The sequence below is a fragment of the Salsuginibacillus kocurii DSM 18087 genome (assembly GCF_000377705.1).
Lineage (GTDB): Bacteria > Bacillota > Bacilli > Bacillales > Marinococcaceae > Salsuginibacillus > Salsuginibacillus kocurii.
This window is the reverse complement of sequence record NZ_KB898633.1, coordinates 1-25,372: the sequence shown is the minus strand read 5'-3', so window position 1 is coordinate 25,372 and position 25,372 is coordinate 1. Positions and strand designations below refer to the sequence as shown.

Genomic DNA, 25,372 nt, shown 5'->3' with positions numbered 1-25,372 from the left:
CCGGAGATGCTTCTCTTTTTAAAAGCTGTCATCTCTTGCCAACGTCCGCTCTAATGCTTGAACCATTGCTTCATATACTCCCTCGCCAATCGCTTTTCCGATCCGGGTGCCAGAACCTGCATAGGGGGTTTGTGTACCTGTCTGGGTGGCCGCGAGGAGTACACTGTCGGTGGACGTACCAGTCGCTAAACTGCCTGACTCTTCATCGCAGATGTCGAGGTCCTGCAGCGCTTTAGCCTTGGCTTCGGTCACCGACATGACTCCGTTAATAAACGCCCCATCAGTTAAATGAGCATCCATAAACACCATAATATTGATAGTGCCTACTTCTTGGCTTTCTACCGTTTTCTTTTCGGCCGTAATATCAACCGCATTGCCGACACCAGCTGTAATACAAACCAAAAGCGGGACCCCGTGAATGTGCCGTTCGACCCACGCGCTGTCTTTAATGTAAACAGCGGTCATCATGCCGGCTGCCTGTTCACTCGGAATGCTCAAGTCCTCCATCCAGGTGCGTACATCGTGAAGCGGATCTGAGCTGTCGTACTGTTTATCAACATGGAAGTTACAAAAATGCTTGAGCCAGTCAATGCCGGAGCCGGCAACGCCATTGCTTACAGCCCGGAGTGGTTGGTCGAACGCAATATGAACATGGTTCTCTCTTTGTTGAACCGTATACAGCGATTGAAAATCTCTTTTACCCGTTGTCCTACTTTCTTTAGGCGTCATCAACAGCTGTGGACGTGCGACCACAGGGTGTGGCTGCGTCCGCACGTCCACTTCGTATACGCGCTGCAGCTGCTTTTCTTTGCGCAAGGTATTCACATCCCCTACATCGGCAAATGTACCTTGATGAAGCAAAGCCACCCGGTCGGCATAAAGAGAGGCTATATTTAAATCATGCAAAATGGCAAATACGGTAACGTCCCGTGTAGCTTGCCATGTTTTCAACAAGTCCAACAATTCAAACGAATGTTTAATATCTAAATGGTTGGTCGGCTCATCCAATAACAATATTTCCGGTTCTTGCGCTAACGCTTTGGCCAGCAGGACACGTTGTTTTTCGCCGCCGCTTATTAAGCGGAAGCGCGTGTTACGGAATTGCTTCGTGTCTGTCACCTCAAGAACATGCTCAATCACGCGGCGGTCTTCTTTGGATAGCGTTTTTAACAACCCTTTTTGATGCGGGTAACGCCCGAGCCGCACAATCTCTTCGACCGTATAATCAAAGGAGACCTGCACTTCTTGGGAAAGGACGGCCACTTTTTGGGCCTTCTCAATTTTTGACATCTTCTCTACCGGCTTGCCGTCAATATAAATGGTGCCGCTGTCAGGCTCCAACCGGCCCGTAAGCAATTGAAAGAGCGTGGTTTTCCCACTGCCGTTAGGCCCTATGAGCGCAAAGAATTCACCTCGTTGAATGCTGAAGTCTAAGCCTTGAATAACCGGGTTGCCGGCATACCCCCCAACTAGACCCTTTACTTCAATCATGCCGGGTTCCTCCTTCCCAGTCGTTCTCGGACGAGCAAGAACGCAAATATCGGTGCCCCTATTAATGCCGTAATCACGCCAATCGGCAATTCCTGTGGCGCAATAATATTGCGGGCAACCAGATCGGCTAAGACGAGAAACGCTCCGCCCGTAAGCAGAGAAAGCGGCAAAACATGACGGTGGTCTGGACCGGTCACAAGCCGGACAAGATGAGGTATAACAAGCCCGACAAAACCGATGGAGCCTGACACAGCCACTGCTGCCCCGGTAAGCAAGGACGCTCCCGCCAGAATGCTAATTTTCCCTCGTTTCACATGTACGCCGATGTGGTCGGCTGCGTCCTCGCCGAGAGCAAGCGCGTTTAACTCCCGGTAATGCAGGAGCAGAAGAAAGACTCCGACAGCCATAAATGGCAGCATCAGTTGAACATAGCTCCAACCTCGCATACCGACACTACCATATAACCAATAAATAATCTGCGTCATCGAATCCTGGTCGCTTAAAGCGATAATCAAGGAAATAATCGAGCCAATAAACGCACTGACGATAATCCCCGCCAGAATAATCGTTTCAATAGCAAGCCCCCGGCTGCTTAAATGGACAAGCCCAAACACGATCAATAAAGTAATCATACCACTGATAATCGCAACGACTGGGAGGGTGAAATCACCCAGTCCCACAATCGAAACATTGAAAAATAACACAAAAACGGCACCGAGCGAGGCACCTGAAGAGACGCCGATCGTATACGGATCTGCCAGCGGGTTGCGCAATAAACCTTGAAAGGCAGCGCCTGCTAAGGCCAAGGAAGCGCCTACACACAGGGCCAACAGCACCCTGGGGAGACGAATGTTCCAGATGATCATTTTTTCATTTTCCGGCACATCTTCCATCCAGCCGAGATTAAAGGCTTCTTCCATGATGATATGTACAAGCGTCGGCACAGGAATCGTAACACTGCTTGTTAATAAGCCAAGAAGGATTGTGCCAAGCACAACCCCTCCACTTGCGGCGTACAACCAAACGACCTTACTCCGCAAAAATGTCTGGATAAACGAGCTCGGCAAGTGTTTCAACCCCTTCAATCAAACGAGGACCAGGCCGCACCACCGTATCTTCTTCGACTTCATAAATCCGTTCTTCTGCTACTGCGGGCACTTCTTCCCACCCTTCGCGCGAAGCAATATCACCATACACATCATCTGAGTGATACGTCGTTAAAATCACATCCGGGTCAAATTGAACCGCTTCTTCTTCAGTAATCGAGATCCAGCCTTCTTCTTCAGCAGCAGCATTCTCTGCTTCAATGAGCTCTAGCATTTCATGCATGAATGTATTCTGACCAGTGGTAAAGATATCAGGTTCAGGCGAAACTTCCACCCAGACCGTCTTCTCTTCTTCAACCGCTTCAGCTTCTTCTGCAATCTCATCATAGCGCGTCTGCATATCCTCAATGATGTCAGCTGCTTCATCATTGACACCTACAGCTTCGCCCATCAGGCTGATCTTGTCATACACGCCATCAAACGACTCCGTACTTCCGACGACAAATACATCAATGCCTGCTTCCTCAAACTGCTCTAGAGTAGCACCATGATTCTCATAGTGATAATCGGTGACAAAGACAAGGTCCGGCAACAATGAAAGAATGAGCTCGTCATTCATATCCTGTCCGCCGACCGTTTCAATGTCCTCGGTTTCTTCAGGATAATTACAAAAGTCGGACACACCAATCAAGCGGTCGCCAACTCCTAATTCAAACAACGTTTCTGTGAAACTCGCTTGGATGGAAATAATTTCTTCCGGCTCTTCTTCAATCGTCACTTCATTGCCTGCGTCATCTGTCAGCGTGACAGGGAATGCCTCACCGTTGTCCTCTTCAGCTTCGTCTTCTTGCTGTTCTTCGGTCCCAGCTTCTTCCTCTTCCTCTTCTTCTGCCTCCGGCTCTTCTTCCGCCACGTCTTCTTCAGCGAGGTCCTCTTCCTCTTCTGCAGCTTCTTCGTCTTGAGCACAGCCCGCTAAAATCATGGCGGCGATTAGTCCAGTCATCCAAAAATACCGATATTTTCTTTCTGTACGCTTCATCTTGCTTCCTCCCCTGTTCATTTCCTTTGCGAACAAAAAAAGCCCTATCCCCACAGGAAAAGCGCTTAATAGAGACTTCAATGCAAACATGCCTAAAAACAGTCAAAGGCACACGTCACCAGCCACCCATTAAACAACCTTTTCCTCGAAGATGTTTAATAAACGAACAGGCAGGTCTCCTGACTCACGCTTTTACAGTTCACTGCCCTTCCCATGCCGGCCTGGCACAGTGGAGTTTCCAGCTCACCTGAACGCTTACAGTGGCGGGACCGTGTTGGACTTGCACCAACTTCCCTTTTCACCTTAACGAATCAGCACCTCTTTTTGCCTGTTCGTTAAGTGACCTGTTCGTACCGCTATTTTGTTCTTCGCTTCATTATAGAAAAGTTCTCCCAGTCTGTAAATCTATTTGTCTTCGCCTACCTTCTCTGTGCCCATCATCTGGTAGATTTTTTGAAGGTCACAATGAGTGCGAACAACAGCCGCCAGCTCATCGAACGCTTCCTCACGCTGTGCGGCAAATGATTGGCGCCCTCTGATAGGAGCTAACCCTTTTTTCGCGCGGAGCACGTTCAAAAATGATTCTCGAAAGCAGTCATTGTGAAACAAGCCGTGAAAATACGTTCCAAATACGTCAGTTTCTGTATCCGCAGCCCCTTCACTACGGTCGCTGAGACGAATTAACGGGCGGGCTCCTTCCTCAAGCTGTGAGTCACCCATATGAATCTCGTAGCCCGAAACCGGGATGTCTTCGTCCTGAAAATTGATGGTTCCCTCCGACCGTACCGTCGTCTTTTCTTTTCTCATCGAGGTTTCAAGCGGCAAAAGCCCTAACCCTTCCGCATACTGCAGATCGGATTCGACGCTAAACGGATCTCTAAGCGTGCGTCCCAACATTTGATAGCCGCCACAAATACCTACCACCGTCGTCCTCTTAGCTTGCGCCAGTTCGGCAATTCGCTCAGCCAGTCCGTTCTCCTGTAAAAAGGTAAGATCCAGCAATGTGCTTTTGCTCCCGGGGAGAATGAGGAGGTCGGGTTCGCCAAGCTCTGCTACTTGACTGACAAAGCGGACATGGCAATCGGGTTCGTCAAAAAAAGGATCCGCATCAGTGAAGTTGGAAATACGCGGCAGTCGGATGACCGCAATATCGATCGCTTTTGTTGGGTCAGCTTGAGCAGTATAACGGTCCAACACCACCGAATCTTCCGCTTCGATGCGCAAGTTATCAATATGCGGGATTACGCCGAGGACCGGGATGCCCGTGTATTCTTCGAACCATTTAAGACCCGGTTCAAGCAGGGACACATCCCCGCGGAATTTATTAATCATAACCCCCGCCACCCGCTCACGCTCATGCGGCTTTAACAGCTGAAGGGTACCGACGAGGCTTGCAAACACTCCGCCTTTTTCAATATCGCCGACTAAAATAACGGGAGCATCCGCAATTTCTGCGACCCGCATATTGACGAGCTCACGGTCGTTTAAATTGATTTCTGCCGGACTGCCCGCCCCTTCAATCACAATATGGTCATAAGCCGCGGACAACCGCTCATACGCCTCTCCGATCAGCTGTTTGCCTGTTTCAAAAAAATGCTCGCGGTAGCCGCCAGCAGCCATCGTTTCATATGGCTTCCCATGAACCACCACCTGGGAGGACTGTTCTCCGGTCGGTTTCAGCAGAATCGGGTTCATGTCTGTTGTCGCTTCGGTACCTGCGGCCTCAGCCTGCACGCCCTGCGCCCGCCCGATTTCTTTCCCATCTGCTGTAATATACGAATTCAGCGCCATATTCTGCGATTTAAACGGAGCCACCTCATAGCCGTCCTGGGCAAAGATACGACAAAACGCCGTCACGAGCGCGCTCTTGCCCGCGTCTGAGTGGGTGCCTTGAATCATGAGAGAACGAGCTTTAGCCATCCATTTTCTCCTCCTTGCAGCAGGTAATCCAGTTTTCTACTAGTTCCGGACAGGAAGCAAAATGAAGATGCGTATAACCCGCCACAAGATTTGCGTGTACATACCCTTCCTGCTGCTCACCGCGCATGCCTTTTGTTTTAAAGGCCGGGCTGAACGACTCGTTTGCTTGAAAGGAGGAATAATGGAATTCATGCCCTTTTGCTTCAAGTCCTTCTGCTAATAAAAAGTTTTCCCCTTGGACTTCGCGGTAGCCGATCGCTTGAAGCCTCTCATGCATCTGCACCGACCCAGGAATGAGGCCAACCATTTGGTAAACCTCGTTGTCTACCGTTGCGAGCTGCTCGCACAAATACATAAAACCGCCGCATTCTGCCACAGTCGGCATGCCTTTTTCTATCGCGCTCCGTACCGACTGAAGCGCTGTTGTGTTTGAGGCAAGCTGGTCGGCAAACACTTCCGGGAAGCCTCCGCCAAAATACAAGCCGTCCGTTCCCTCAGGTACTGGCTCGTCTTGAAGCGGGGAAAAGTAGACAATGTTTGCTCCGTACGCTTCAAGCAGTTCTAAATTCTCTTCATAGTAAAACGTAAAAGCAGCATCACGGGCGACAGCAATTTGTACGTCCCGATGCGGCTTTGCCTTAAAGACGGATGGTTTCGCCGCCGCGAGCGCTTTCGTTTCTGCCAGATCGTATAGCTTCTTCAGGTCTACGGAAGCTGTAACCTTTTCACCCAAGTCTTCAAAAAAATCATCGAGATTGCCTCGCTCAATGGAAGGCACCAAACCGAGGTGCCGTTCCGGCATCGTAAGCGCCCCGTCTTTTTGAAGATAACCAACTACAGGAATCTCGCACTCTAACTCAACCGCTTCCTGAATCAATTCAAAGTGGCGCTTGCTGCCGACTTGATTGGCGATTACTCCTTGAATGTTAACGTCGGCGGAGAGGGACTGGAAGCCTTTCACTATCGCCGCCGCACTGCGCGCCACTCCGCCACAATCGACCACAAGAATAACCGGACTTTTCGTCAGCACACTGATCTCTGCTGTGCTCCCTTTGTTGGACGTTGGGTCTTTTCCATCATAAAAACCCATAACCCCTTCAACAATGGAAATATCCACCTCTTTACTGCCGCGTCGAAGTACTTCCTGCATCACCTCAGGCGTCATCATCCAGCTGTCCAAGTTCCGTGAGCGCCGCTTTGTCACAGCGGTGTGGTAGGTGGGGTCTATGTAATCGGGCCCGCATTTAAACCCTTGCACCTCATAGCCTTGTTGTTTAAACGCCTTCATTAAGCCGACCGCTACCGTCGTTTTTCCTGAGCCGCTTCCTGTTCCTGCAATCACCAGTCTGCGCTCTCCCATTTTTATTCTCCCTTCGTTAATGGCCTTACGCTGTTACCCGTTCATCTTTTCTTAAAATTCAATCCCTTTGACTGCAGGAACACCTTCGTCGTAATAATGTTTCTCCACGTCAATGACTGACACGAGGTCCGCAAGCGTAGTAATTTCTTCTTTTGCATCACGCCCGGTTATGACCAAATGTACATGCTCCGGCTTATCTTTAATCATCTGAACCACTTCTTCCAATGGCAGCACATCATCAATTGGAAACTTCTCAATCGCGAGCGCATTATTCAGCTCGTCCAAAACGACGACATCATATTCCCCGCTGAGTACAGCTTCTTTCGCCTTGGGCCACGCTGTACGTAGCGCTTCCCGGTGCTCCTCGGGCGTTTTCGTCCACGTAAAGCCGATGCCCAGCTGTTCAACCTCCACCCCAAGCTTCTCGAAGGCTAGTTGTTCGCCGTACGAGCGCTGGGCTGATTTGATAAATTGATAGATTTTAGTCTTCATCCCCCGGCCGGTTGCTCTGAGCGCCAGCCCCATCGCTGCCGTTGTTTTGCCTTTTCCATTTCCGGTATAGACGAGAGTTAAGCCACGCTGACCTTTTTCCATACCTCATACCTCCCCAAACGTTTAATAAGTAACCTCTACCTTGATCATTGTAACGCAAGACTGCTAGTTCTGCTGTAGTCAATTCAGCTAAAATTTCGAAGAGGTAGTATTTTTAATGGAGAGTGGCTCGTTCTGACTTCGCTTCAGGCGGGCGCTTTCACCTCAGGCACAAGGGTGGCCTCGGCTTAGTCTTGAGCGTTTCATCCGCTCAGAGAAGCCAGATCGACTTTGAAAAACGGCAATGTTACGTATTTGCTCGCAAATGCAGCCTATCTGCAACCATCTAACGTAGAACTGCTACCTTTTAAAAGAACGGACGAGCACATTCGTCCACTATATTATTCCTTCAGGAAGGTATATCCAGGTCGTTCAATACCAATACTGTGGCAAAATGCACAAAATGGGAGGACGCTTGGGCGATGGATAAAGGCCAATCTTCATCCGGGCATAGGCACCTGGACAAAATTTTCGAACAATTCAAAAGTGTACTGGCGAACCCGGAAGCAAAGAAGCAGGGCACATCGCCTCATTGGAAAGACTCGGTACACTTGCCGGCTCATGACCCCGAGATTCCAAGCCCTGCTCATACCAAAGCTACTTTTATGGCATTCGTTGATGCTATCATTCCATCGACGTTGGGCGCTTTGGACTTGCGCTTGGATGAATATATGATTTGGAGCTTAAATCATTATATAGCCATGCAAGGGGAATGGGGCGTAAAAACGATTCCCTTATCTACCCCTGTGGCTCAGTTACTAGATATCGGAGCTTCCCACCAAATCGTTTCCGGTTCGATGCGTCTTCCTGACTTTTCAGTTAATCCGGACGGAGGCCCATTTGCCTCACTTTCTTCTAACGACCGCCTGGAAGCCGTCCGTTTACTTGAAAATACTCAAGTCGACCTGCACCTGTTACCGCTGCCCTTTCAAAATAATGCCGATCTTGTCAAAAACATCGTCACGGTCCTTCACCAAATGGTCATGTTCGGTTATTATTCCGAATGGTTTTCCTACGGGGCAACCAGGCTGGCTTACCCGGAAGACCGGCGCCAGGAAAGACAGCCGTTTATTTGGGACAGTCTCGGTTATCCTGGCCCCTCCTATGGCCACCGCTCTTTGCGAGGATTTTTAGTTAAAGAATTCGCAGATGGGGAGGGGAGAGAATGAGTTTCGATGCGGATGTCATCATCATCGGGGCCGGAGGAGGCGGTGCTGTAGCTGCCAAAGAACTTGGCGAATTAGGCATCAAAGTGATTGTCCTCGAAGCTGGTCCTTGGTATGGGAATAAGAAGTGGAGCGAGCCGAACCGGGAAAAAGGAAGCGTCAGCAGCAACAGCGCTGAAGATCTTGATATCGCCCTCTTCCGAAATCAGTTTACCAAGCATGAAAACACGATGAACGAGTATGAATTCGGCCGTATAAGGTGGGGCCCCGCAGACCGCCGCCGTCCGTCCTGGCATAGGAATGTCCCTAAAAATGGTCTGGTTTGGCAGGCTGCAGGGGTGGGCGGCACGACCCAGCACTACTGGGCCAATTCGCCGCGTGGGTACGCGAGCGCGATTGACGGCGTCTGGCCGCTCTCTTACCGGGAATTAATCCCTTACTATGAAAAAGCTGAAGCCACCCTGCCCGTTCGGCCAGCCCCCACTACGCCCAAAGAAGAATTATTTTATTACGGAGCCGATAAGGCAGGCTGGTCCATGATCAACACGCTAAATCCGACGTCCCCCGGATACCGGCCCCAGCCTAATGCAATACTCCATCCAAATGACCAATTGATGGATACGTCGCTTAGTACTGAAGAGTTATCCAAAATGGAAGGCTGCACCCTTTGCGGTCACTGCGTCAACGGCTGCCCGCACGGCCCTTCCGTTGATAAAACAGCTAAACGCGGAACCAATGTAAGTTATGTTCCACTGGCGCTGAAAACAAACAACGTCGACATCAGGCCGAACAGTTATACGATTAAAATTTTAACGGAAGAGGACGATAAAGAAGGCATTCGCGCCACAGGTGTTCAATACAAAGACACATGGACTGGGGAAATCGGCGAATTATACGCAAAAGTCGTGGTGATGGCCGCAGGCTGTATTGAAACACCACGATTATGGCTGAACTCCGGCCTTCCCCAAAATGACTGGGTAGGCAGAGGACTGACCAACCATTATTGGGACTGGATCACAGGGGTCTTTGATGAGAAGGAGTTAATGAACATTCTCGGCGAACCTCATGTGAACCCATTTACCGGCCCTACCTCAGGAGGACGGCTGGATTATCCCGGCCTCGGCTGTATTCAGCCGTCCGGCGTGAGCCCCGGCCTGTTTGCTTCTTTGACATTTGGCTTTACGGACAGCGGTTATCACTATGCACAGACCGATTCACCCAACCCTTATTGGGATAAAAAAGGAAGAGTCACCGGAGATGAATTACGCGAGCTCATGAATCAGTATAGAAACACATTAAGCATCATGATCTTAACCGATGACCAGCCGCATAAGAAGAACGGCATCAGTTTGGATACTAATTTAAAAGATGAGCACGGGCCTGTCCCCGTGGTTAGGTACACAGCAAGCCAAGAGGATAAAAAAAAGAGAGAACAGCTTGTCAAAATTTCCGCCGATATTCTGCGCCATGCCGGTGCAAAGCAGATCATCCGCACCGACTGGCCCGCTCATTTATTTGCCCATATTGAATCGACGATGCGCATGGGCTTTGTCGTAGACACAAATTGTGAAGCCTACCAGGTGAAACGTCTGTTTATCGCTGACAACAGCGCCCATTATAACGGCATTGGCGGGCCGAACCCGACCTTAACCACCCAAGCGCTTACCACGCGGACTGCTGAAAAAATCGCACTGAAATATTTCAGTTGAGCCTGGGGAGAGTTATGTATTTTGTGGTGAATATTACGTATTTGTTCGCGAATGTTATGTAAATCATGTGGAATGTTATGTATTCGCTAATGAAGGCACCGAATTTTCCGCCCTGCGCAGAAGACCGGTGCCTTACGCGTGTGCAGCCCTCTTCACAAATGCCGCGTTCAGGTTTTCTTTTTCAAAGTTACTATTAACTGTTTAGATTCATCCAATCTTCCAAGGTTAAATAAGCGACCGCTTCAAAGCCTTGACCTTCCCCGTACGGTTCCACGACCACGGTGCCCATGTCTGGAATTTCCCCAAAGCCGACATCCGGCGGAAAGCTGTGCGCAATAATGACTTGATTTTCCCCGGCTGGCGGTTGGACTTCAAACAGGGGCATCAGGTCATTGATAAGCTGCGCCTGTTCTTCCTCGGTGGCCGCGGCAAATAAATCATAGACTTCCACCCATTCCTCTTCGACTTCCACGTTTTCTTCACCGAAAGCCAACTCAGCTGTCTCAATCGCTCTGCAAAATGGGCTGGCCGTCACCGGATGTGCAACCGGAACCCCTAAGCTGCGAAGAGCGGCTCCATACGTTTCTGCTTGTCTTCTCCCTTCATCGGAAAGATTTCGCTGGGTAGCACAGTCATCAAAATCCAATTCCGGTTGATCTGCTCCCACCGTAGCTTCTGCATGGCGGGCATAGAGGATATACCCCCCTTCACGCAGTCCATTTAGGAGCGAGCGGTTACGGGAGGTTTGCGCTAATTTCTTTCTCTTCGTTTCCACCGCGATTTTAGACATTCGTTTATAACGGGCAGCCAAAGCTTGATTGATAAATTGATGGTCGCCAAAATAGTAATATAAAGCTGGATTGTTTATCGAGGCTGCCTTTAGCTGTTCAAACCGCTCTGCCTGGGCAGCATGATACAAAGCGAGTTGTTCAGGAGTGAGCCACATACCCAGATATTGTTGTTTTCGCAACGTCATTTCCCCTTCAACATCATCCATTCTAGATTTTTCACCTTGGGTATTGTATGTCATTCGCCCTGAACTGTGCATGACGAGAGCCTATGTGAAAAAATTCACGAAAGGGGTGTTGCTTCATTGGGAAGGCTCTTTTCCTTCGCTGCAGACAGACGCTTTCACGGCAGGCGCAAGGGGGAAGCGGCTTGGCCTTCACTTCGTTTGACCCCGTCGTGCCTACGTTGCGGCGGAGAGCGTTGCATTCGATCGGGGAGCCCACTCACCAGGCCCGCTTGTTGCGTTGCAAGAGCGCATCATGACTAACTGCGGTTCTTCACCTTTCGAGCGTATGATTTATAAGCGCCTCAAGGGGTAACTTGGACGTTTTAGCGAAAAAGTGGACGTTTTGACCCTCAATTTGGACAGTTCGACAAGATTCTTGGACGTTTCGACAAGATTCTCGTACGTTTACGGTTAAAATTGGACGTTTTCAACAGGAACGCCTTGAAGGAAATTTGAAAGATAACCAGCAGCGGGGATATGCAAGCTGCTACTCCTTGATCACTCGGACCACCTTCCACGGCCTGCTTCCCGCGCTTCTGCTTCAATCTCGAAAAATTCCTCTTTATAACGCACGTCCGGCTCAAAGACTACCACTTCGGCCAACCCTTCTTCTAATAGCCGCTCTTGATACATCTCCCCCTCTTCTAAGTACACGTAGTAGAGCAAGCGGTCGTATTGGTCGCGCTCCGAAACGTCGCGTTCTAAAAACACCGTTTCTCCCAGCAAGAGCTCTTCCGCAAATTCATCGGCTTTTTCGCCATATGGTTCAGGCTCGCAGCCGGCAGGGCTGTGCTCGTGACAAATTTCCGGGGCGTCCACTAAAATCGGGCGCACCCGTTCTTCTCCCTCGCCTTTAATAACCACATCAAAGGTGTCGCCGTCCACAATGTAGGACACTTCTCCTTGCACGACATCTTTCTCTTCCAGATTTGGCGGCGGGTCCCGTTCGTCGATGACAGAGCCGCAGCCGGCCACTATGTTTACCAACGCTAACAGCATAATGACTCGATACATTCGCCTCTCCTTTCAACCCTTACATCCATGCTTACCGGACAAATACTGATCATTCTCAAGCAAATACTAATCATTCTCTGTAAAATACTAATCATTATACAAAAAGAAGCCTCGTTTAGCGAAAAAAAGCCTTGGAGAGGCCGGCTCTCTCAAGGCTTACATAGGGGGAAGTGTACGCTTACTTAACAGAGGCTGAGGCCTCGCTTTCTGAAGAATCCATGGCTGCATAAATGATTTGGAGGGCGGTTAACCCGTCCTCGCCTACGACGGGTGGTTCCGTTCCTTGTACGACAGCTTCGATAAACGCATCAATCACGCCGCTGTTCGTTTGGTTATCATTCGTCTGAATGGCTTCTAATTCATACTTAACCGTCTCACCGTCGTGTTTAATGATTTCTAGCTGACAATCATGGCTGTCGTATAACTTCATCATTCCTTTTTCGCAATAGAGGACAGTGCTATTATCTTCCTGGCCGTAGTACGTCCAGCTGAAGGCGCCGGTTCCCAAGGCTCCGCTTTCCATTTTTATAATACAGACCATATTATCGCAAACTTCAATCGGTTCACCTTGTTCGTCCGTCTTATCTAAGGCCCCTTCGTAGGAAGAAATAAACGCAACTTCATCTTGAAGCAAATAACGAATCAAATCGACTTTATGAATGCCTAAATCACCCGCTACTCCCAGGGCAGAGCGATCTTTCTTAAAGAACCAGGGGGATTTGCTTTTACTGGCGCTCCAATGTTCCGGCCCTTGGTGCCCGAAAGTGGTACGAAATGTTAAGACCCTGCCCATTTCACCCGTTTCCAGAATTTCTTTGGCCTTCTGGTGCGTGCGGAGCAAGCGCTGGTTATGATCAAGCATCAAAATTTTACCCGACCGCTTTTGTGCTTCAATGACGATTTCCGCTTGTTCTACCGTTGAGGCTATTGGTTTTTCACAAAGGACGTGCTTGCCGTGCTCTAACGCTTTCGATGTAATAATGTGGTGCAGTTCATTCGTGGAACAATCACTTACTGCGTCAATGGCCGGGTCTTCCAGCATTTCCTCCAGGGAAGCGACTGCGCGCCCCCCAAACCCCTGCGCTAAACGATGCGCTCTTTCAATGTCGGTCGGGTCGTAAAAGGCAACAATTTCAGCGTCCTTATTATTCACATATTCCGGCGCATGCCTGTGCCTAGTAATGGACCCGCAGCCTACAATTCCTACTTTAACTGTCATTCACGTTCCTCCTATCCCTTCAGCGCTGCTACGTTCTCTTTTGCAGCAGCACAGCGACAATAATAATGACACCTTTCACCACACCTTGCAGATATGGAGAAATACCCATCAAGTTCATTATGTTATTTAGAACACCCAAAATAAGAATGCCAAAAAATGTTCCGATTATTTTCCCTTTGCCTCCATTCATTCTCGTGCCGCCGATAATAACAGCCGCAATGGCGTCCAATTCATAGAGATGACCCGTATTGGATGTAGAAACAGAGCCAAGCCGTGAAGATTCTATGATACTTGCAACCCCTACTAAAAAGGTACACAGCATATAAGCCATTATTTTCACTCTGTCGACTGGAATCCCTGAGAGGAGGGCTCCCTTTTCATTACTGCCAATCGCGTACACATGGCGCCCGAATTTTGTTTTATTCATAAGTAAATGCAGGAGCACGGTCAGGAGTAGAAAAATAATGATCGGATAAGGCACATTGAACAAGGTACTGTTTGATATCAACCGAAATGCATCTACGTCACCAGAAATGCTGCCGCCGTCCGCAATATATAAACCGAGTGACCTGGCAGCCGCCATTACCCCTAACGTCACAATAAAGGCGGCGATTTTTCCTTTGCTGATCATCACGCCATTTAAAAAACCGATAAACAGTCCGAAAAACAAAGCTGCCGCAATGGCTGCGAGCACACTTCCTGTATCATTTAAAACGATCATCGTAATGGCACCTATGAACGCCAATACCGAACCGACTGATAAATCAATCCCGCCGGAAATCATGACCACCGTCATACCTAGAGAAATGATGCCAATAACAGCTACCTGCCTGAAAATATTCGACATATTGGCATAGGTTAAAAAGCCATCATGCATGATCGTGGCAAACAGAAGCAAAACCACAAAGGCAATAACCACGCTGTATTCAGACCAAAGCCATGATAAACGACTACTTACATATCCTTTATTTACTGGATTAACCGCCGGATTAGCCATACGCATATTCCTCTCTTTTTGACCCTGTTGCATGAAGTAAAATTGTTTCTTCAGTGATCTCTTCCCGTCCTAGTTCCGCGGCGATTTCTCCCTGGTACATGACGAGAAGGCGGTCGCATATTTTTTGTAGTTCGGGAACTTCCGTTGATAACACGATAATCGCTTTCCCCTGTTCCGCTAATTCTTGAATCAGGTGGTAAATTTCACTTTTGGCGCCAACGTCAATTCCTTGCGTCGGATTATCCAAAATGATGATATCGGTGTTTACTTCAAGCCATTTGGCCAAGACGACCTTCTGCTGGTTGCCTCCGCTTAAATTAGTAATCGGATAATTGGGGTCTGAGACCTTGATGTTTAACTTTTCTCTGTAGGCTTGAAACTTACTTTTTTCTTTTCTACTTTGAATAAAACCAAAGGTGAGAAAGTGATCGAGCCCGGCGACACTCATGTTATGCATGACGCTCATATCTTTGATAATGGCATTTTCTTTTCGATTCTTAGGAACCAAGCCGATTTTTGCGCGAATGGCGTCTCCAGGGTTTTTTATTTTTACCGGCTTGCCATTTACCATGATACGGGCCCTGGAAGGCTGTTTCCTAAACCCAAAAATCGTTTCAAACAATTCAGACCTGCCGTCTCCGGAAAGCCCGGTGAACCCCAATACTTCTCCGGCCCGCGCGTCAAAGCTGATGTTTCGAAAATACGTGCCGTCGCTGAAGTTTTCGACTCTTAATTTGGAGCTGCCGATCGGCCGCTTAGTATAATGCTCTTCTTTGGCAAGCTCTTTACCGACCATGAGCTTCGTGATTTGTTCTTCGTCTGTGTCACGGATAGAACCGGAACCGACAAATTCTCCATTCCGTAACACCGAATAACGGTCACAGACATGCAATACTTCTTTTAATTTGTGAGAAATATAAATAATGCTTACCCCGGATGCTTTTAAAGACTTCATCAGTTTCATCAGATTGCTGATTTCGTTATCTGTTAACGAAGTAGTAGGTTCATCCATAATGATAATCTTCGAGTCTTCTAACAGCGCTTTGGCGATTTCTACAATTTGTTTATAAGATGTATCCAAATCGCGGACATACGTTTTCGGGTCTAAGGCCACGTCCATTTTATCCAGTATGTTTTGCGTCTCTTTGATCATTTTTCTAGTATTTAACAATCCTTTAGTTGTGGCTTCCTTGCCCAGGTATAAATTTTCATAGATCGTTAAGTCGGAAATGACATTCAGCTCCTGGTGAATGAAACTGATCCCCGCTTCTTTTGAATCCCCCGGTTTTAAGAAAGCCTGCTTTTCCCCCTGCAGCGCAGTAGTGCCGGCATCAGCGCGAAGAACGCCGCCTAATATATTCATCAATGTCGATTTGCCTGCGCCATTCTCCCCGAGAAGAGCATGAATCTCTCCTTTATTTACTTTTAAATCAACGCCTTTAAGAACCTCGACTTTACTAAAAGCCTTATAGATTCCCTCCATTTCCAGTAAATAATCGCTCACTTATCCTCACCTCCATACTTAGCAATGAAACCGGGTAAAAGTTCCCCGGCTTCATTGACCAATTTGTTAGTCTGGAACGGTTTAGTACACCGCATCCTCGTCGTAAAATTCATCGACATTTTCAACCGTAATTCTTGTCGCTTCCAGAACAATGTCCTGTTCTTCCGGCGGATTACCTTCTAATACATCCACCGCTACCTGGATCCCGTCTTTAACCATCAACGGAGAATAATAGAAGGTAGCCTCAACCACTGTTTCGTCTTCTTGGATAAGTCCGTAGACGCCTTTATGGCCTCCAGCCCCGGTCACAAATTGAATATCATCTCTGCCTGCTTCTTCAATCGCCTGCAGGACACCTAATGCCATTTCATCATCGTGCGTGTAAACAGCGTCAATTTCCGAGTGGGCGGTTAACACATCTTCCATGACAGATAAGGACTGCTCAGTTTGAAATTCGCCGGACTGCTGGGTAATAACTTCGATATCGGAACCTTCAATCGACTCTTCAAAGCCCTGCGTTCTTAAATCAGTCACTGAAGACGGCGTGCCAATAATTTCAACCACTTGGCCTTCTCCGTCCAGCTCTTCAACAAAGTACTCCCCTGCTTCTTGGCCAATTCCTAAATTGTCCCCTTTTACGAGATGGGTATAATTGTCACTCTCTAATTCTCTATCTACCACGACAAGAGGAATATCTGCAGCTTCAATATTTTCCGCAACCGGCGTCATTGCATCAGACTCCGTCGGCAGCATGACGATAATATCAACATTTTGAGAAATCAAATCGTCGATGTCATTCGCCTGCTGGTTCGGGTCAGAAGCGGTAACCATAATATGGTCATACCCTTGTTCTTCGATTTCATGCTGCGCATTCGTAATAATAGCTCCTAAGAACCCATGGTCAGCTTCTGGAAAAGACATGCCGATTACCGGGCCGTCTCCATCACCGTCGCCGCTGCCATCTCCCCCTTCTGCCGCGCTTTCCTCATCCCCGCCACATGCTGCCAGAAGCATAAGTAACGTGATGCCCCCCGTGATATGCAACTTTAAACTCTTCATTTCAACCCCTCCTATATTTGGTGAAAAATGATGCTTATAAAAATTCCGCAATCGCGACTTGCACTATTTAATTGCGGAAGTTAAGCCGATTGTAAAATTGATAATTTTCTAAATAAAATTTTTTCTATTTTTGATAAATATTTACTTTTATAGCGCTGTTATAGCAAGCCATTTAAACTAAGAACCATGGCCGCTTTGCGCTATCATGTATGTTTGAGTTATATTGTTGCTTCACATAACGGAAAATCTCATGTTGGTGGTCACTAAAATAGGTAAGGAGAGACGGCGAAGCTTCCACATTATTCGCCGCCACGCTTATATAACGTTTTGAATCCGTTTACAATTTTGCTCTTGGGAAGCACAACACAGTCCGCGCGCTTACCCCAGCGTTGATTCTCTTATAATGAGTTCGTTATCAAGCAGCGTGCTGCTGACCGGTTCGTCGGGAGTGTTGATTTTTTGGAACAGCATTTTAGCTGCCTGCGAACCGATTTCATACATAGGCTGTGCAATCGTTGTAAGGGCAGGGTTCGTCATGCTGGCAAACGGAATGTTATCAAAGCCTACGACTGCTATATCTTCAGGAGCCTGCAGGCCTTCTTCATTCATACGTTTCAAGGCGCCAATCGCTAAAATATCAGATACGGCAAAAATGGCTGTTGGTTTATCATCTGCTCTAAGCAGCTTCCTCATTGAATTCTGGCCCGCTTCAAAGTTCAGTTCTGAATTTTTAAGGATCCATTCGTCTTTAATCGGCAGCCCGTATTCCTCTAACGCTTTCAAGTACCCTTTTTTTCGGTTTCTTGCATACTGAAACGTTTCATCGGAATTGATAATCGCAATCTTTTCATGGCCCATCGTGATTAAATGCTTAACTGCTTTATAAGAAGCCTGGGTGTCATCAATGGAGATATATGGAATATTCAAATCTTCATTGTATTCACAGCATTGAATCACTGGGTAGCGATTAGCCAGGTCCTGCAGCATCTCGACCTCCACAGCCGGGTCCATAAATATAACGCCATCGGTGAGCTTCTGTCTCACGTAGTCTAAAAACACTTTTTCTCGTTCAGGTTCTGAATCGGTCGTACATAGAAAGACATTATAGTTTTCTTTTCTAACAATGTCTTCAATACCTTGCACAATCTGCGCATAAAAAGGATTGGAGATCGTCGGCACAAGGACCATGATTAAGCGGCTTTCAGAGTTGCGGAGATTTCTCCCCAACATGTTCGGCTCATAGTTTAACCGGCTTATGACTTTCTCTACTTTTTCCTGCGTCTTTTTCGCGACAGTTCCTTGATTGTTGATAACTCTTGATACAGTGGCTACGGAAACGCCTGCTTCCTCGGCAACCTTATGGATGTTTAACATGAACCGTTCTCCTACTTTCATCGATAGTTTCTCTCTTATTGTAATAAATTTAGCCGCTTTCTGCTTAACCTCAATTATAAAATGTGATGAAAATAGTTCTTGGTTAACACGGATACATATTTAGGAGTTTGAGGAATTAAATTTAATGTAATCCGTTACAAAAAATATAGTTTACGTTCTCATTTTTGTCAATAAATATTTGAAAATTTGTTTATTTTAAGTTTTAAATTGACGTTGTAAACCCTTTCAATCTATACTTAATTTATGTAAACCGTTACATCAATTATTCTTAAAGGGGGATTTTTCTTTGAAATTAGGGGTTTTTACCGTCTTATATTCACACCTTTCGTTGGAACAGTTAGCTAAAAAGTTGAAAACGTATGGCCTGGAGGCTGTTGAACTAGGTACTGGAGGCTATCCCGGCCATTCACATTGTGATCCTGATCTGTTATTAGAAGATACTGATCAATTCGCTTTGTTTAAAAAGACACTTGAAGAAAACGATTTAACAATCAGCGCCTTAAGCTGCCATGGCAATCCACTGCACCCGCAGAAATCGATAGCAGAAAAAGACCATGAACTTTTTCTGAAAACGGTAAAGCTGGCTGAAAAGCTGGAAGTTCCTGTCGTTAATACATTTTCAGGGTGCCCGGGCGATCACGAAAACGCGAAGTATCCAAATTGGCCGGTTGCCCCGTGGCCAAACGATTATCAAGAAATCTTAGACTGGCAGTGGAAAGAAAAAGTAATTCCTTATTGGAAAGAGGCAGAGGCGTACGCATCCGCGCACGGGGTCAAAATCGGGCTGGAACTCCACGGGGGCTTTTCCGTGCACTCACCTGCTACGCTGCTTCGGCTTCGAGAAGCTACGGGAGACGCACTCGGAGCAAATTTAGACCCCAGCCATATGTGGTGGCAGGGCATTGATCCGGTTCAAGCCATACGAATACTAGGGGAAGCAAACGCGCTGCATCACTTCCATGCCAAAGACGCGACGATTGACCCTGTCAACATCCATAAACACGGAATTACCGATATGCAGACCTATGACAAGATGCTCGACCGCGCCTGGCAGTTCCGGACAGTAGGCTACGGACATGATAGTAAAGTATGGGCCGATATCATCAGCACGCTCCGGCTGGTAGGATATGACGATGCCATCAGCATTGAACATGAAGACGGATTGATGTCAGTGGATGAAGGTTTTTCTAAAGCAGTGAACCATTTACAGCCGCTGCTGATGCGTGAGCCAATGGGAGACATGTGGTGGGTGTAATTTCCATCTTCTTCGGAGCGGGAATGGTGGGATAGGTATATAACCTTAAAACGGGGGCTGAAAAAACTACGGAAAGTACAACCCAGCTCTAAAACATGGAGCGGGTGCGTAGTCTCGCTTTCAGGATGCGTAGTGACGAGGAGTGAAGGTGGCATCGCGGCTCATTAGTGTGACGTCACGCGACTCAGGTGTGGCGTCTCTCTAACCGAGTGCGGCGTCTCTCTACTCAGGTGTGGCGTCTCTCTACTCCAGTGTGGCGTCTCTCTAACCGAGTGTGGCATCACTCTACTCCAGTGTGGCGTCACTCTACACGAGTGTGGCGTCACTCTACACGAGTGTGGCGTCACTCTACACGAGTGCGGCGTCACGCGTTTTCCCTCCTCTATTTGCGGTATGTCAGCGGCGCGAACGGAATCATCCAGTTTTCCTATGATGAGTAGAAAGGGGCTTCCCTTTTGAGACAGGCCGTTGCCCAAAACACGGCTAGGCTGCTGGCACGGACATTTAAGCGGAGGCGGAACCTCTCTGACCGAAGAATCCCACCTACATACGGCTTATTTCTGCAAGCGCCGGACGGTCAACCTTTATTCGTTCTCCTCTCGCTTCTGTTGAAATTCGTTCTGAAAAACGGCTTTGACGTTGGTAAGCGAGCGTTCTTCGATAAAATAAGCGATCGCTGCTTCCGCTAAAGCGTACGTCCCGGCATAAGCTACCGCCCCGGAGACGGCGTGCCCGGCAACCGGGAACAGCCGGGCCAGCTGGCGGGCGAGCTGCCTGAAGGCAAAACCGGCGGCGACGTTCACGCCGAGCGCGCCGAGAAAGTCTTTCATATCTTTTTTGGTTAACGACCTGCCGCTAATGAGTGCGATGGTGCTGATCATCGTCATTTGCATGCCGGTAATGACGGGAAGGTCCGCGAGCGGAATTGGCTGGGCCCCCACTGCTCCGGTGAGTCCAGCCATCCGCTTCCCGATCCGGCGTGCCAACTTTTTTTGAATCGCCTGCACTTTCGAGAGCTTCGCCAGCACCATTTGCGCTTCATTGGGGAGCTGTTCAATCAAAAAGTCCAGCAGCTTGTCGACGTTCCAGCGCAGGTCATATACTACTTCACCTGCTTCGATTTCAAAGTACGCCGCGACCGGGATCACTGTTACCGGGCTTCCGGCCGATGCTGCCAATTTGTCCGCGAGAATGGCTTGAGCGTGCTCGATATTTTTTTGTTTTTCACCGTGGTCAAAAGGTGGGCGGTCAGCTGATTTGGGACTCAGCTCATCTACTTGCGTCACCACTCCGATCAACGGCGCCTCGTATTGATGCTTTTCCTGGATGAATGCTTTAAGTTCCGCTAGCTGCTTCGTGTCTTCATCTATGCGGCCGCTGACTTCCTTGGCTTTGCTGATAAAAAGAATCGCGTCCGGGCACTTGTCCTGAATGGCCGCCTGCACTTCAGCAAGGGAGGTCTCTTCTCCATGCGCTTCTTCAGGCCGTTCCGCTTCTCCCAGGCCGCGCGTATCCAAAATCTCGAGCGCGCCTGAGGCCGAAGAATAGGTGTACCACGAGCCGGTGCCTGTCTGCGCTTTGACATCACCAACTTCCGCCCTCACCTCGCCGAAAATCGCATTAATTAAACTGGACTTCCCGGCCCCGCGCCTGCCGACAATTGCAATCCGGGCCGGACGCGCGTCAAATACGAAAGCACGCAGCTCTTCCAATTCCGCACGGATCCCCTCTTTCGCTTTTGCCGGCAGTCGCGCTTTATCCAAGCCTTCATGCACATACTCCATATATTCTTTCACTTGCGTGTATTTTTCTTCTTTATGTGAGCCCACTACACTGCCCCCTTTTTTCAGTTTCTTATTCCTTGCTTTACCCGTAGTAGGACTAAGCCACGCCTTTCTATGATTTTTATTCATAAAAATACCAGAACCCCCGTTTTTGCGTATCTAAATCGGAAAATAGAAAAACCAGCCGCTAGCGACGAAGGGCGGCTGGTTTTTCTTCGTTTCTCGCGGTGGTTAATGGACACCTATTCCGCTTAATGGACCAAATCACGGCTTTTTGGCTGCCTAACGGCCATGTCTTCCTCTCATGTGGCAAAACGCCTTTTGGGTGGCTTTTTTTGTAAATAACGTACTTGATATAATTTGCTGAAATCAGCAAATAACGGAGCAATTGTCCGTAAGCCAGTACAGCGGCCTGCCTATGTTCATGCCCTGCCCAGCTCGCACTGCACCGCATCCTCTAAGTCATGCCCGCCGCACACAAGCCGGCGATCAGCACCGCTTCCGCTCAGCCGCCAATCTGCACGTCACTTGCCGTTTCTAGCTCCCACTCGTGAATTTCCCAGTCGCGGGCGCCCGTTTCAACGAACGGATCCTGCTTCAAATAAGAAATCGCTTCATCCTCATCACTAGCCCGGTAAATCACCAGTCCACCGCTTCCATCGCTGAACTTTCCATTCATAAGCACTTTCTTCTCTTCTTTCATTTTCTCTAGAAATTCTAAGTGCGCCGGTCGGTGTTCAGCGCTCTTCTCTTTATCTTTCATCGGTAAAAAAACAGCAAAATACTTCATCTTCCATTCCTCCTATATGTAGGTATCATTTTTTCCCAAACAAGCCAAGCGCGCCAATTCGTTCGACCGCTTCGGCCAAACGCGATTCGTCTTCCAGGAGGGCGACGCGCACGTAGCCTTCGCCGCTCTCCCCAAAGCCACGCCCCGGGGCCACGACCACTTGCGCGTGCTCCAATACGTAATCAGCGAACCCTTCACTTGTGAAGCCTTCTGCCACCGGGAGCCAGGCGAAAAACGATCCCGCCGGGGCTTCTGCGTCCCAACCGATCGCGCACACCGCTTCCATCAGCACGTCACGCCGCCGCTCATAAAGCGCCGCCAGCTCGCGCACGCTGTCCTGGGGTCCGGTCAACGCTTCGGCCGCCGCTTCTTGGACAGCGCCGAACAAGCTGCAATACATATGGTCTTGAACTAAGTTGATCGCTTCGATCACCGATTCATTGCCAGCCATAAACGCCACACGCCAGCCCGCCATGTTATACGTTTTCGAAAGCGTCATCGCCTCCACACCGACTTCCTTCGCGCCCGGCGTCTGCAGGAAACTCGGCGGCTTATAACCGTCAAACCCGATTGCCCCGTAGGCAAAATCGTGCACAACACAGATTTCCTGCTTCGTTGCCACATCTACAGTCTCTTTGAAAAAAGACTCAGTAGCCGCGGCACCGGTCGGGTTATTCGGATAATTGATGAAGAGAAGTTTTGCTGCTTCCAGTGCGCTCTCAGGGATCGCGTCGTAAACCGGCAGGAAGTTATTCTCCGCAGTCAGCGGCATCTTCTCCATCTTCGCACCGCTTAGCGCAATGCCGGACCAGTAGTCCGGGTAGCCTGGGTCAGGAACGAGCGCGGTATCACCAGGGTTGAGCAGACATTGGCTGATTTCAACCAGCCCCGTCTTCGCCCCGAACAATACAGCCACTTCACGTTCTGGATCAAGTGACACCCCATATTCACGCTCATAATAAGAAGCGGCCGCTTCCTTTAACTTCGGCAGGCCGCGAAAAGGCGAATACTTGTGGTATTTTGGCTTTTCCGCCCCCGTTTGCAGCGCTTCGACAATATGGTCGGGCGTCGGCTGGTCCGGGTTGCCCTGCCCGAGATTAATCACGTCTCCTTTTTCGTTCTGCACCTTTTTGGCTTTTTCCACGAGCGCCGCGAAAAATTGGTCCGGCAGGCGCTCTAACCGATCTGCGTAAGAAAACTGCATCGTTGTGGGCCTCCTTAAGTGTCGTGATGGTTGCTTCGACAAGGTTCTTCTCTTCTTTTCTTTTCCATACAAGGGGCTTGAATTCCTGCTTCATATGGGCTGTTTTTTCGTTGTGGTCCGGGTTGACTTCCAGGATGCGGCCGGTTTCTGCTTTATACTTTACGCCATATAAAAACCTCCGCCAGCTTTCCTATGAAGCAGCGGAGGTTCCTTTCGTCTGTTTGATTGGCGAGAGAACGGCAAGGACAAGTGCACAAATTAGAATCAGGCCGGAGCCGAAGGTAAACGGCACACCCCACTGTTCCGCCACAAATCCTGCCACCGATGAGCCGGCAACCACGCCGAGCGAGAAAAAGGCGTAAAAAATACCGTACGCCTTGCCGCGGTCCAGTGCCGTTGAAGCATTGGCGACCATCTGGTTCATCGACGGGAAAATCAGCGCAAAGCCGGTTCCGTAAATCACCATGGCGGTAACGAGGAGCGCTATGTGTTCGACAAAGCTGACTAGGCCGAGGGAAGCCGCGATTAAGATAAGCCCAGCGACCACAAGTTTCAGCGGAGCCACCCGTTCATATACTCGGTTAAGTGGCGTCACGAAAATAACGAGAGCGGTAATACCGTACAAGCTCAGCAGCATGCCGGTCATGGCCGAGGTAAAATCAATTTCTCCGATTTTCAACGGCAGCGCAAACGCGAGCGTCCCGTTGCTGATCATAAGCGCAAACGCAGCCAGCGAAGCCTGCAGGAGAGTGAGATTTTTAATAAGCGGGACAAAATCGCCCAGCTGCACCTGCCCGCGTGCGCCTGGCGTGCTTTGCCCGGGGATATAACGGTACGCAACCAGGACAGTTACTAAAAACAATCCAGCCACAAAAAGAAAAACAGCGCTGTACTCGCCCTGAGCGGCGAGCGCACCTCCAATCGCCGGCCCCGTAATAGCCGCGATTCCGATCGAAGCGCCTGCGAACGCCATCGTCCTGCCGCCTTGCTGCGTGCTGGAGCGGTCGCCGATCAGCGCAAAAGCACCGGGTATCAACACCCCCCCGGCTAAGCCGTGGATAAGCCGGATGACAAAAAGCTGTTCCCCGCTTTGCGCCAGCGGATAAAAAAGCAGAATCACCCCAACGCTGACCATACCAATTACAAGCACAGGGCGGCGCCCGATCCGGTCAATCCAATGCCCGCCGATCACATTGCCCGCCATATTCGCAAGCGAATACACGGCCACAATCGCGCCGGCAAGCGTTTCAGTCGCGCCCAGACTCAGCGCGTAGGGCGTAATGATCGGCAGCTGGATAAACGTATCTATAAACACAACGATAATAACGATATACAACATCCGCGACATAACAGCTTCTCCTTCACTTTTACCTCTTAGCTCCCATTATAATATGAGCCTGTCTTCATTTTCGACAAAAAGGAACGGAATCACACAGAATGTTCATTTTGAAAGGGGAAGCCCGTTTGTTTTGGAAAGGAATTAGGAAGCGCCGGCTTGTGCGGCGCTTTTTCTTTTTCGGGCTGGACCGTGGTATGTCAACACCAAACTGGACACATTTATAAAGTTGCTTTTTTAAATTCCATGGGAGACTGATAACCTAATGAGCTGTGTAAACGAATGTGATTAAACCAATGAACATAATCAAACAATTGGAGGTCAAGTTCTTGTTGGTTAGGGAACGTTTGATTATGTACGAATTCTGTTTTAATGGTTTTAAATGTAGCTTCAGCTACAGCATTGTCATAGGGAGTTCCTTTATGACTTAAAGAACGTTCTATACCGAAGGTGTGTAATGTGTCTTCAATTTGTTTAT

21 protein-coding genes and 1 riboswitch are annotated in these 25,372 nt (G+C 48.8%); of the genes, 3 read left to right on the top strand and 18 right to left on the bottom strand.

All coding sequences use genetic code 11. The features are described 5' to 3' along the window. Positions 1 to 18: 18 nt before the first annotated feature. The 6 genes from D469_RS0116730 to cobO form a co-directional block, all read right to left on the bottom strand. Positions 19 to 1,491 (bottom strand): adenosylcobinamide amidohydrolase, encoded by a 1,473-nt coding sequence (locus D469_RS0116730; RefSeq protein ID WP_018924539.1) that lies wholly within the window; start codon positions 1,489 to 1,491, stop codon positions 19 to 21. Beyond that, entirely contained in the window at positions 1,488 to 2,558 is a 1,071-nt protein-coding gene (locus D469_RS0116725) for a FecCD family ABC transporter permease (RefSeq protein WP_026286286.1), read from the bottom strand. The genes D469_RS0116730 and D469_RS0116725 overlap by 4 nt, the downstream gene beginning before the upstream one ends. Continuing rightward, positions 2,521 to 3,576, bottom strand: a complete 1,056-nt coding sequence (locus D469_RS0116720) for an ABC transporter substrate-binding protein (RefSeq protein ID WP_018924537.1) — start codon at positions 3,574 to 3,576, stop codon at positions 2,521 to 2,523. The genes D469_RS0116725 and D469_RS0116720 overlap by 38 nt, the downstream gene beginning before the upstream one ends. A gap of 152 nt (positions 3,577 to 3,728) precedes the next feature. Beyond that, positions 3,729 to 3,913, bottom strand: a riboswitch (cobalamin riboswitch). 68 nt (positions 3,914 to 3,981) lie between these two features. Beyond that, on the bottom strand, positions 3,982 to 5,496 hold the full coding sequence (locus tag D469_RS0116715; RefSeq protein WP_018924536.1) for a cobyric acid synthase: 1,515 nt from the start codon (positions 5,494 to 5,496) through the stop codon (positions 3,982 to 3,984). Then, positions 5,489 to 6,856 (bottom strand): cobyrinic acid a,c-diamide synthase CobB, encoded by a 1,368-nt coding sequence (locus D469_RS0116710; RefSeq protein ID WP_018924535.1) that lies wholly within the window; start codon positions 6,854 to 6,856, stop codon positions 5,489 to 5,491. The genes D469_RS0116715 and D469_RS0116710 overlap by 8 nt, the downstream gene beginning before the upstream one ends. Before the next feature lie 51 nt (positions 6,857 to 6,907). Further along, positions 6,908 to 7,450 carry a cob(I)yrinic acid a,c-diamide adenosyltransferase gene (gene cobO / locus D469_RS0116705; RefSeq protein WP_018924534.1) on the bottom strand — a complete coding sequence of 181 codons (543 nt, stop codon included), beginning with the start codon at positions 7,448 to 7,450 and terminating at the stop codon, positions 6,908 to 6,910. 419 nt (positions 7,451 to 7,869) lie between these two features. Here cobO and D469_RS0116700 point away from each other — a divergent pair, with 419 nt between their 5' ends. After that, entirely contained in the window at positions 7,870 to 8,616 is a 747-nt protein-coding gene (locus D469_RS0116700; protein WP_018924533.1) for a hypothetical protein, read from the top strand. Further along, complete coding sequence (locus D469_RS0116695; RefSeq protein WP_018924532.1) at positions 8,613 to 10,322, top strand: GMC family oxidoreductase N-terminal domain-containing protein; 1,710 nt, start codon at positions 8,613 to 8,615, stop codon at positions 10,320 to 10,322. The genes D469_RS0116700 and D469_RS0116695 overlap by 4 nt, the downstream gene beginning before the upstream one ends. A 193-nt stretch (positions 10,323 to 10,515) precedes the next feature. Here D469_RS0116695 and D469_RS0116690 read toward each other — a convergent pair whose 3' ends face one another. From D469_RS0116690 to D469_RS0116660, 7 genes are all read right to left on the bottom strand, one after another. Continuing rightward, a complete protein-coding gene (locus D469_RS0116690) occupies positions 10,516 to 11,319 on the bottom strand; it encodes a histidine phosphatase family protein (protein ID WP_018924531.1) in 804 nt (267 codons plus the stop codon). A gap of 516 nt (positions 11,320 to 11,835) precedes the next feature. Continuing rightward, positions 11,836 to 12,351, bottom strand: a complete 516-nt coding sequence (locus D469_RS20690) for a thermonuclease family protein (protein ID WP_018924530.1) — start codon at positions 12,349 to 12,351, stop codon at positions 11,836 to 11,838. Positions 12,352 to 12,529: 178 nt separating this feature from the next. Continuing rightward, positions 12,530 to 13,570, bottom strand: a complete 1,041-nt coding sequence (locus D469_RS0116680) for a Gfo/Idh/MocA family protein (protein ID WP_018924529.1) — start codon at positions 13,568 to 13,570, stop codon at positions 12,530 to 12,532. Positions 13,571 to 13,598: 28 nt separating this feature from the next. Continuing rightward, positions 13,599 to 14,567: an ABC transporter permease gene (locus D469_RS0116675; protein WP_018924528.1), complete on the bottom strand. Its 969-nt coding sequence runs from the start codon at positions 14,565 to 14,567 to the stop codon at positions 13,599 to 13,601. After that, the gene (locus D469_RS0116670; RefSeq protein WP_018924527.1) at positions 14,560 to 16,071 is read right to left on the bottom strand and encodes an ATP-binding cassette domain-containing protein; all 1,512 of its coding nucleotides are present in this window, start codon (positions 16,069 to 16,071) and stop codon (positions 14,560 to 14,562) included. The genes D469_RS0116675 and D469_RS0116670 overlap by 8 nt, the downstream gene beginning before the upstream one ends. Positions 16,072 to 16,152: 81 nt before the next feature. Further along, positions 16,153 to 17,130, bottom strand: a complete 978-nt coding sequence (locus tag D469_RS0116665; RefSeq protein ID WP_018924526.1) for a substrate-binding domain-containing protein — start codon at positions 17,128 to 17,130, stop codon at positions 16,153 to 16,155. Between the two features lie 378 nt (positions 17,131 to 17,508). Next, entirely contained in the window at positions 17,509 to 18,504 is a 996-nt protein-coding gene (locus D469_RS0116660; protein ID WP_018924525.1) for a LacI family DNA-binding transcriptional regulator, read from the bottom strand. Between the two features lie 307 nt (positions 18,505 to 18,811). On the opposite strand from D469_RS0116660, the gene D469_RS0116655 reads away from it, so the two are divergent. Next, positions 18,812 to 19,780, top strand: coding sequence for a sugar phosphate isomerase/epimerase family protein (locus D469_RS0116655; protein ID WP_018924524.1), 969 nt, complete (start codon positions 18,812 to 18,814; stop codon positions 19,778 to 19,780). Between the two features lie 584 nt (positions 19,781 to 20,364). Here the strand turns inward: D469_RS0116655 and D469_RS0116650 are convergent. From D469_RS0116650 to D469_RS0116630, 5 genes are all read right to left on the bottom strand, one after another. Continuing rightward, the gene (locus D469_RS0116650; RefSeq protein ID WP_018924523.1) at positions 20,365 to 21,609 is read right to left on the bottom strand and encodes a GTPase family protein; all 1,245 of its coding nucleotides are present in this window, start codon (positions 21,607 to 21,609) and stop codon (positions 20,365 to 20,367) included. A 460-nt stretch (positions 21,610 to 22,069) separates the two neighbouring features. After that, the gene (locus D469_RS0116645) at positions 22,070 to 22,354 is read right to left on the bottom strand and encodes a YciI family protein (protein WP_018924522.1); all 285 of its coding nucleotides are present in this window, start codon (positions 22,352 to 22,354) and stop codon (positions 22,070 to 22,072) included. 25 nt (positions 22,355 to 22,379) lie between these two features. Further along, the gene (locus tag D469_RS0116640; RefSeq protein ID WP_018924521.1) at positions 22,380 to 23,558 is read right to left on the bottom strand and encodes a pyridoxal phosphate-dependent aminotransferase; all 1,179 of its coding nucleotides are present in this window, start codon (positions 23,556 to 23,558) and stop codon (positions 22,380 to 22,382) included. Between the two features lie 190 nt (positions 23,559 to 23,748). After that, complete coding sequence (locus D469_RS0116635) at positions 23,749 to 24,906, bottom strand: MFS transporter (RefSeq protein WP_018924520.1); 1,158 nt, start codon at positions 24,904 to 24,906, stop codon at positions 23,749 to 23,751. Positions 24,907 to 25,115: 209 nt separating this feature from the next. Beyond that, a partial coding sequence (locus tag D469_RS0116630; protein WP_018923921.1) for an IS3 family transposase occupies positions 25,116 to 25,372 on the bottom strand: 257 nt, incomplete at its 5' end.

What these genes read in the sequence shown, in the direction of transcription:
- D469_RS0116690 (WP_018924531.1), bottom strand. Translation starts at nt 11,319, where the DNA reads ATGGATGATGTTGAAGGGGAAATGACGTTGCGAAAACAACAATATCTG.
- D469_RS0116720 (WP_018924537.1), bottom strand. Translation starts at nt 3,576, where the DNA reads ATGAAGCGTACAGAAAGAAAATATCGGTATTTTTGGATGACTGGACTA.
- D469_RS0116730 (WP_018924539.1), bottom strand. Translation starts at nt 1,491, where the DNA reads ATGATTGAAGTAAAGGGTCTAGTTGGGGGGTATGCCGGCAACCCGGTT.
- D469_RS0116675 (WP_018924528.1), bottom strand. Translation starts at nt 14,567, where the DNA reads ATGGCTAATCCGGCGGTTAATCCAGTAAATAAAGGATATGTAAGTAGT.
- D469_RS0116645 (WP_018924522.1), bottom strand. Translation starts at nt 22,354, where the DNA reads ATGAAGTATTTTGCTGTTTTTTTACCGATGAAAGATAAAGAGAAGAGC.
- D469_RS0116665 (WP_018924526.1), bottom strand. Translation starts at nt 17,130, where the DNA reads ATGAAGAGTTTAAAGTTGCATATCACGGGGGGCATCACGTTACTTATG.
- D469_RS20690 (WP_018924530.1), bottom strand. Translation starts at nt 12,351, where the DNA reads ATGTATCGAGTCATTATGCTGTTAGCGTTGGTAAACATAGTGGCCGGC.
- D469_RS0116710 (WP_018924535.1), bottom strand. Translation starts at nt 6,856, where the DNA reads ATGGGAGAGCGCAGACTGGTGATTGCAGGAACAGGAAGCGGCTCAGGA.
- D469_RS0116640 (WP_018924521.1), bottom strand. Translation starts at nt 23,558, where the DNA reads ATGCAGTTTTCTTACGCAGATCGGTTAGAGCGCCTGCCGGACCAATTT.
- cobO (WP_018924534.1), bottom strand. Translation starts at nt 7,450, where the DNA reads ATGGAAAAAGGTCAGCGTGGCTTAACTCTCGTCTATACCGGAAATGGA.
- D469_RS0116635 (WP_018924520.1), bottom strand. Translation starts at nt 24,906, where the DNA reads ATGTCGCGGATGTTGTATATCGTTATTATCGTTGTGTTTATAGATACG.
- D469_RS0116680 (WP_018924529.1), bottom strand. Translation starts at nt 13,570, where the DNA reads ATGACAGTTAAAGTAGGAATTGTAGGCTGCGGGTCCATTACTAGGCAC.
- D469_RS0116695 (WP_018924532.1), top strand. Translation starts at nt 8,613, where the DNA reads ATGAGTTTCGATGCGGATGTCATCATCATCGGGGCCGGAGGAGGCGGT.
- D469_RS0116700 (WP_018924533.1), top strand. Translation starts at nt 7,870, where the DNA reads ATGGATAAAGGCCAATCTTCATCCGGGCATAGGCACCTGGACAAAATT.
- D469_RS0116660 (WP_018924525.1), bottom strand. Translation starts at nt 18,504, where the DNA reads ATGTTAAACATCCATAAGGTTGCCGAGGAAGCAGGCGTTTCCGTAGCC.
- D469_RS0116715 (WP_018924536.1), bottom strand. Translation starts at nt 5,496, where the DNA reads ATGGCTAAAGCTCGTTCTCTCATGATTCAAGGCACCCACTCAGACGCG.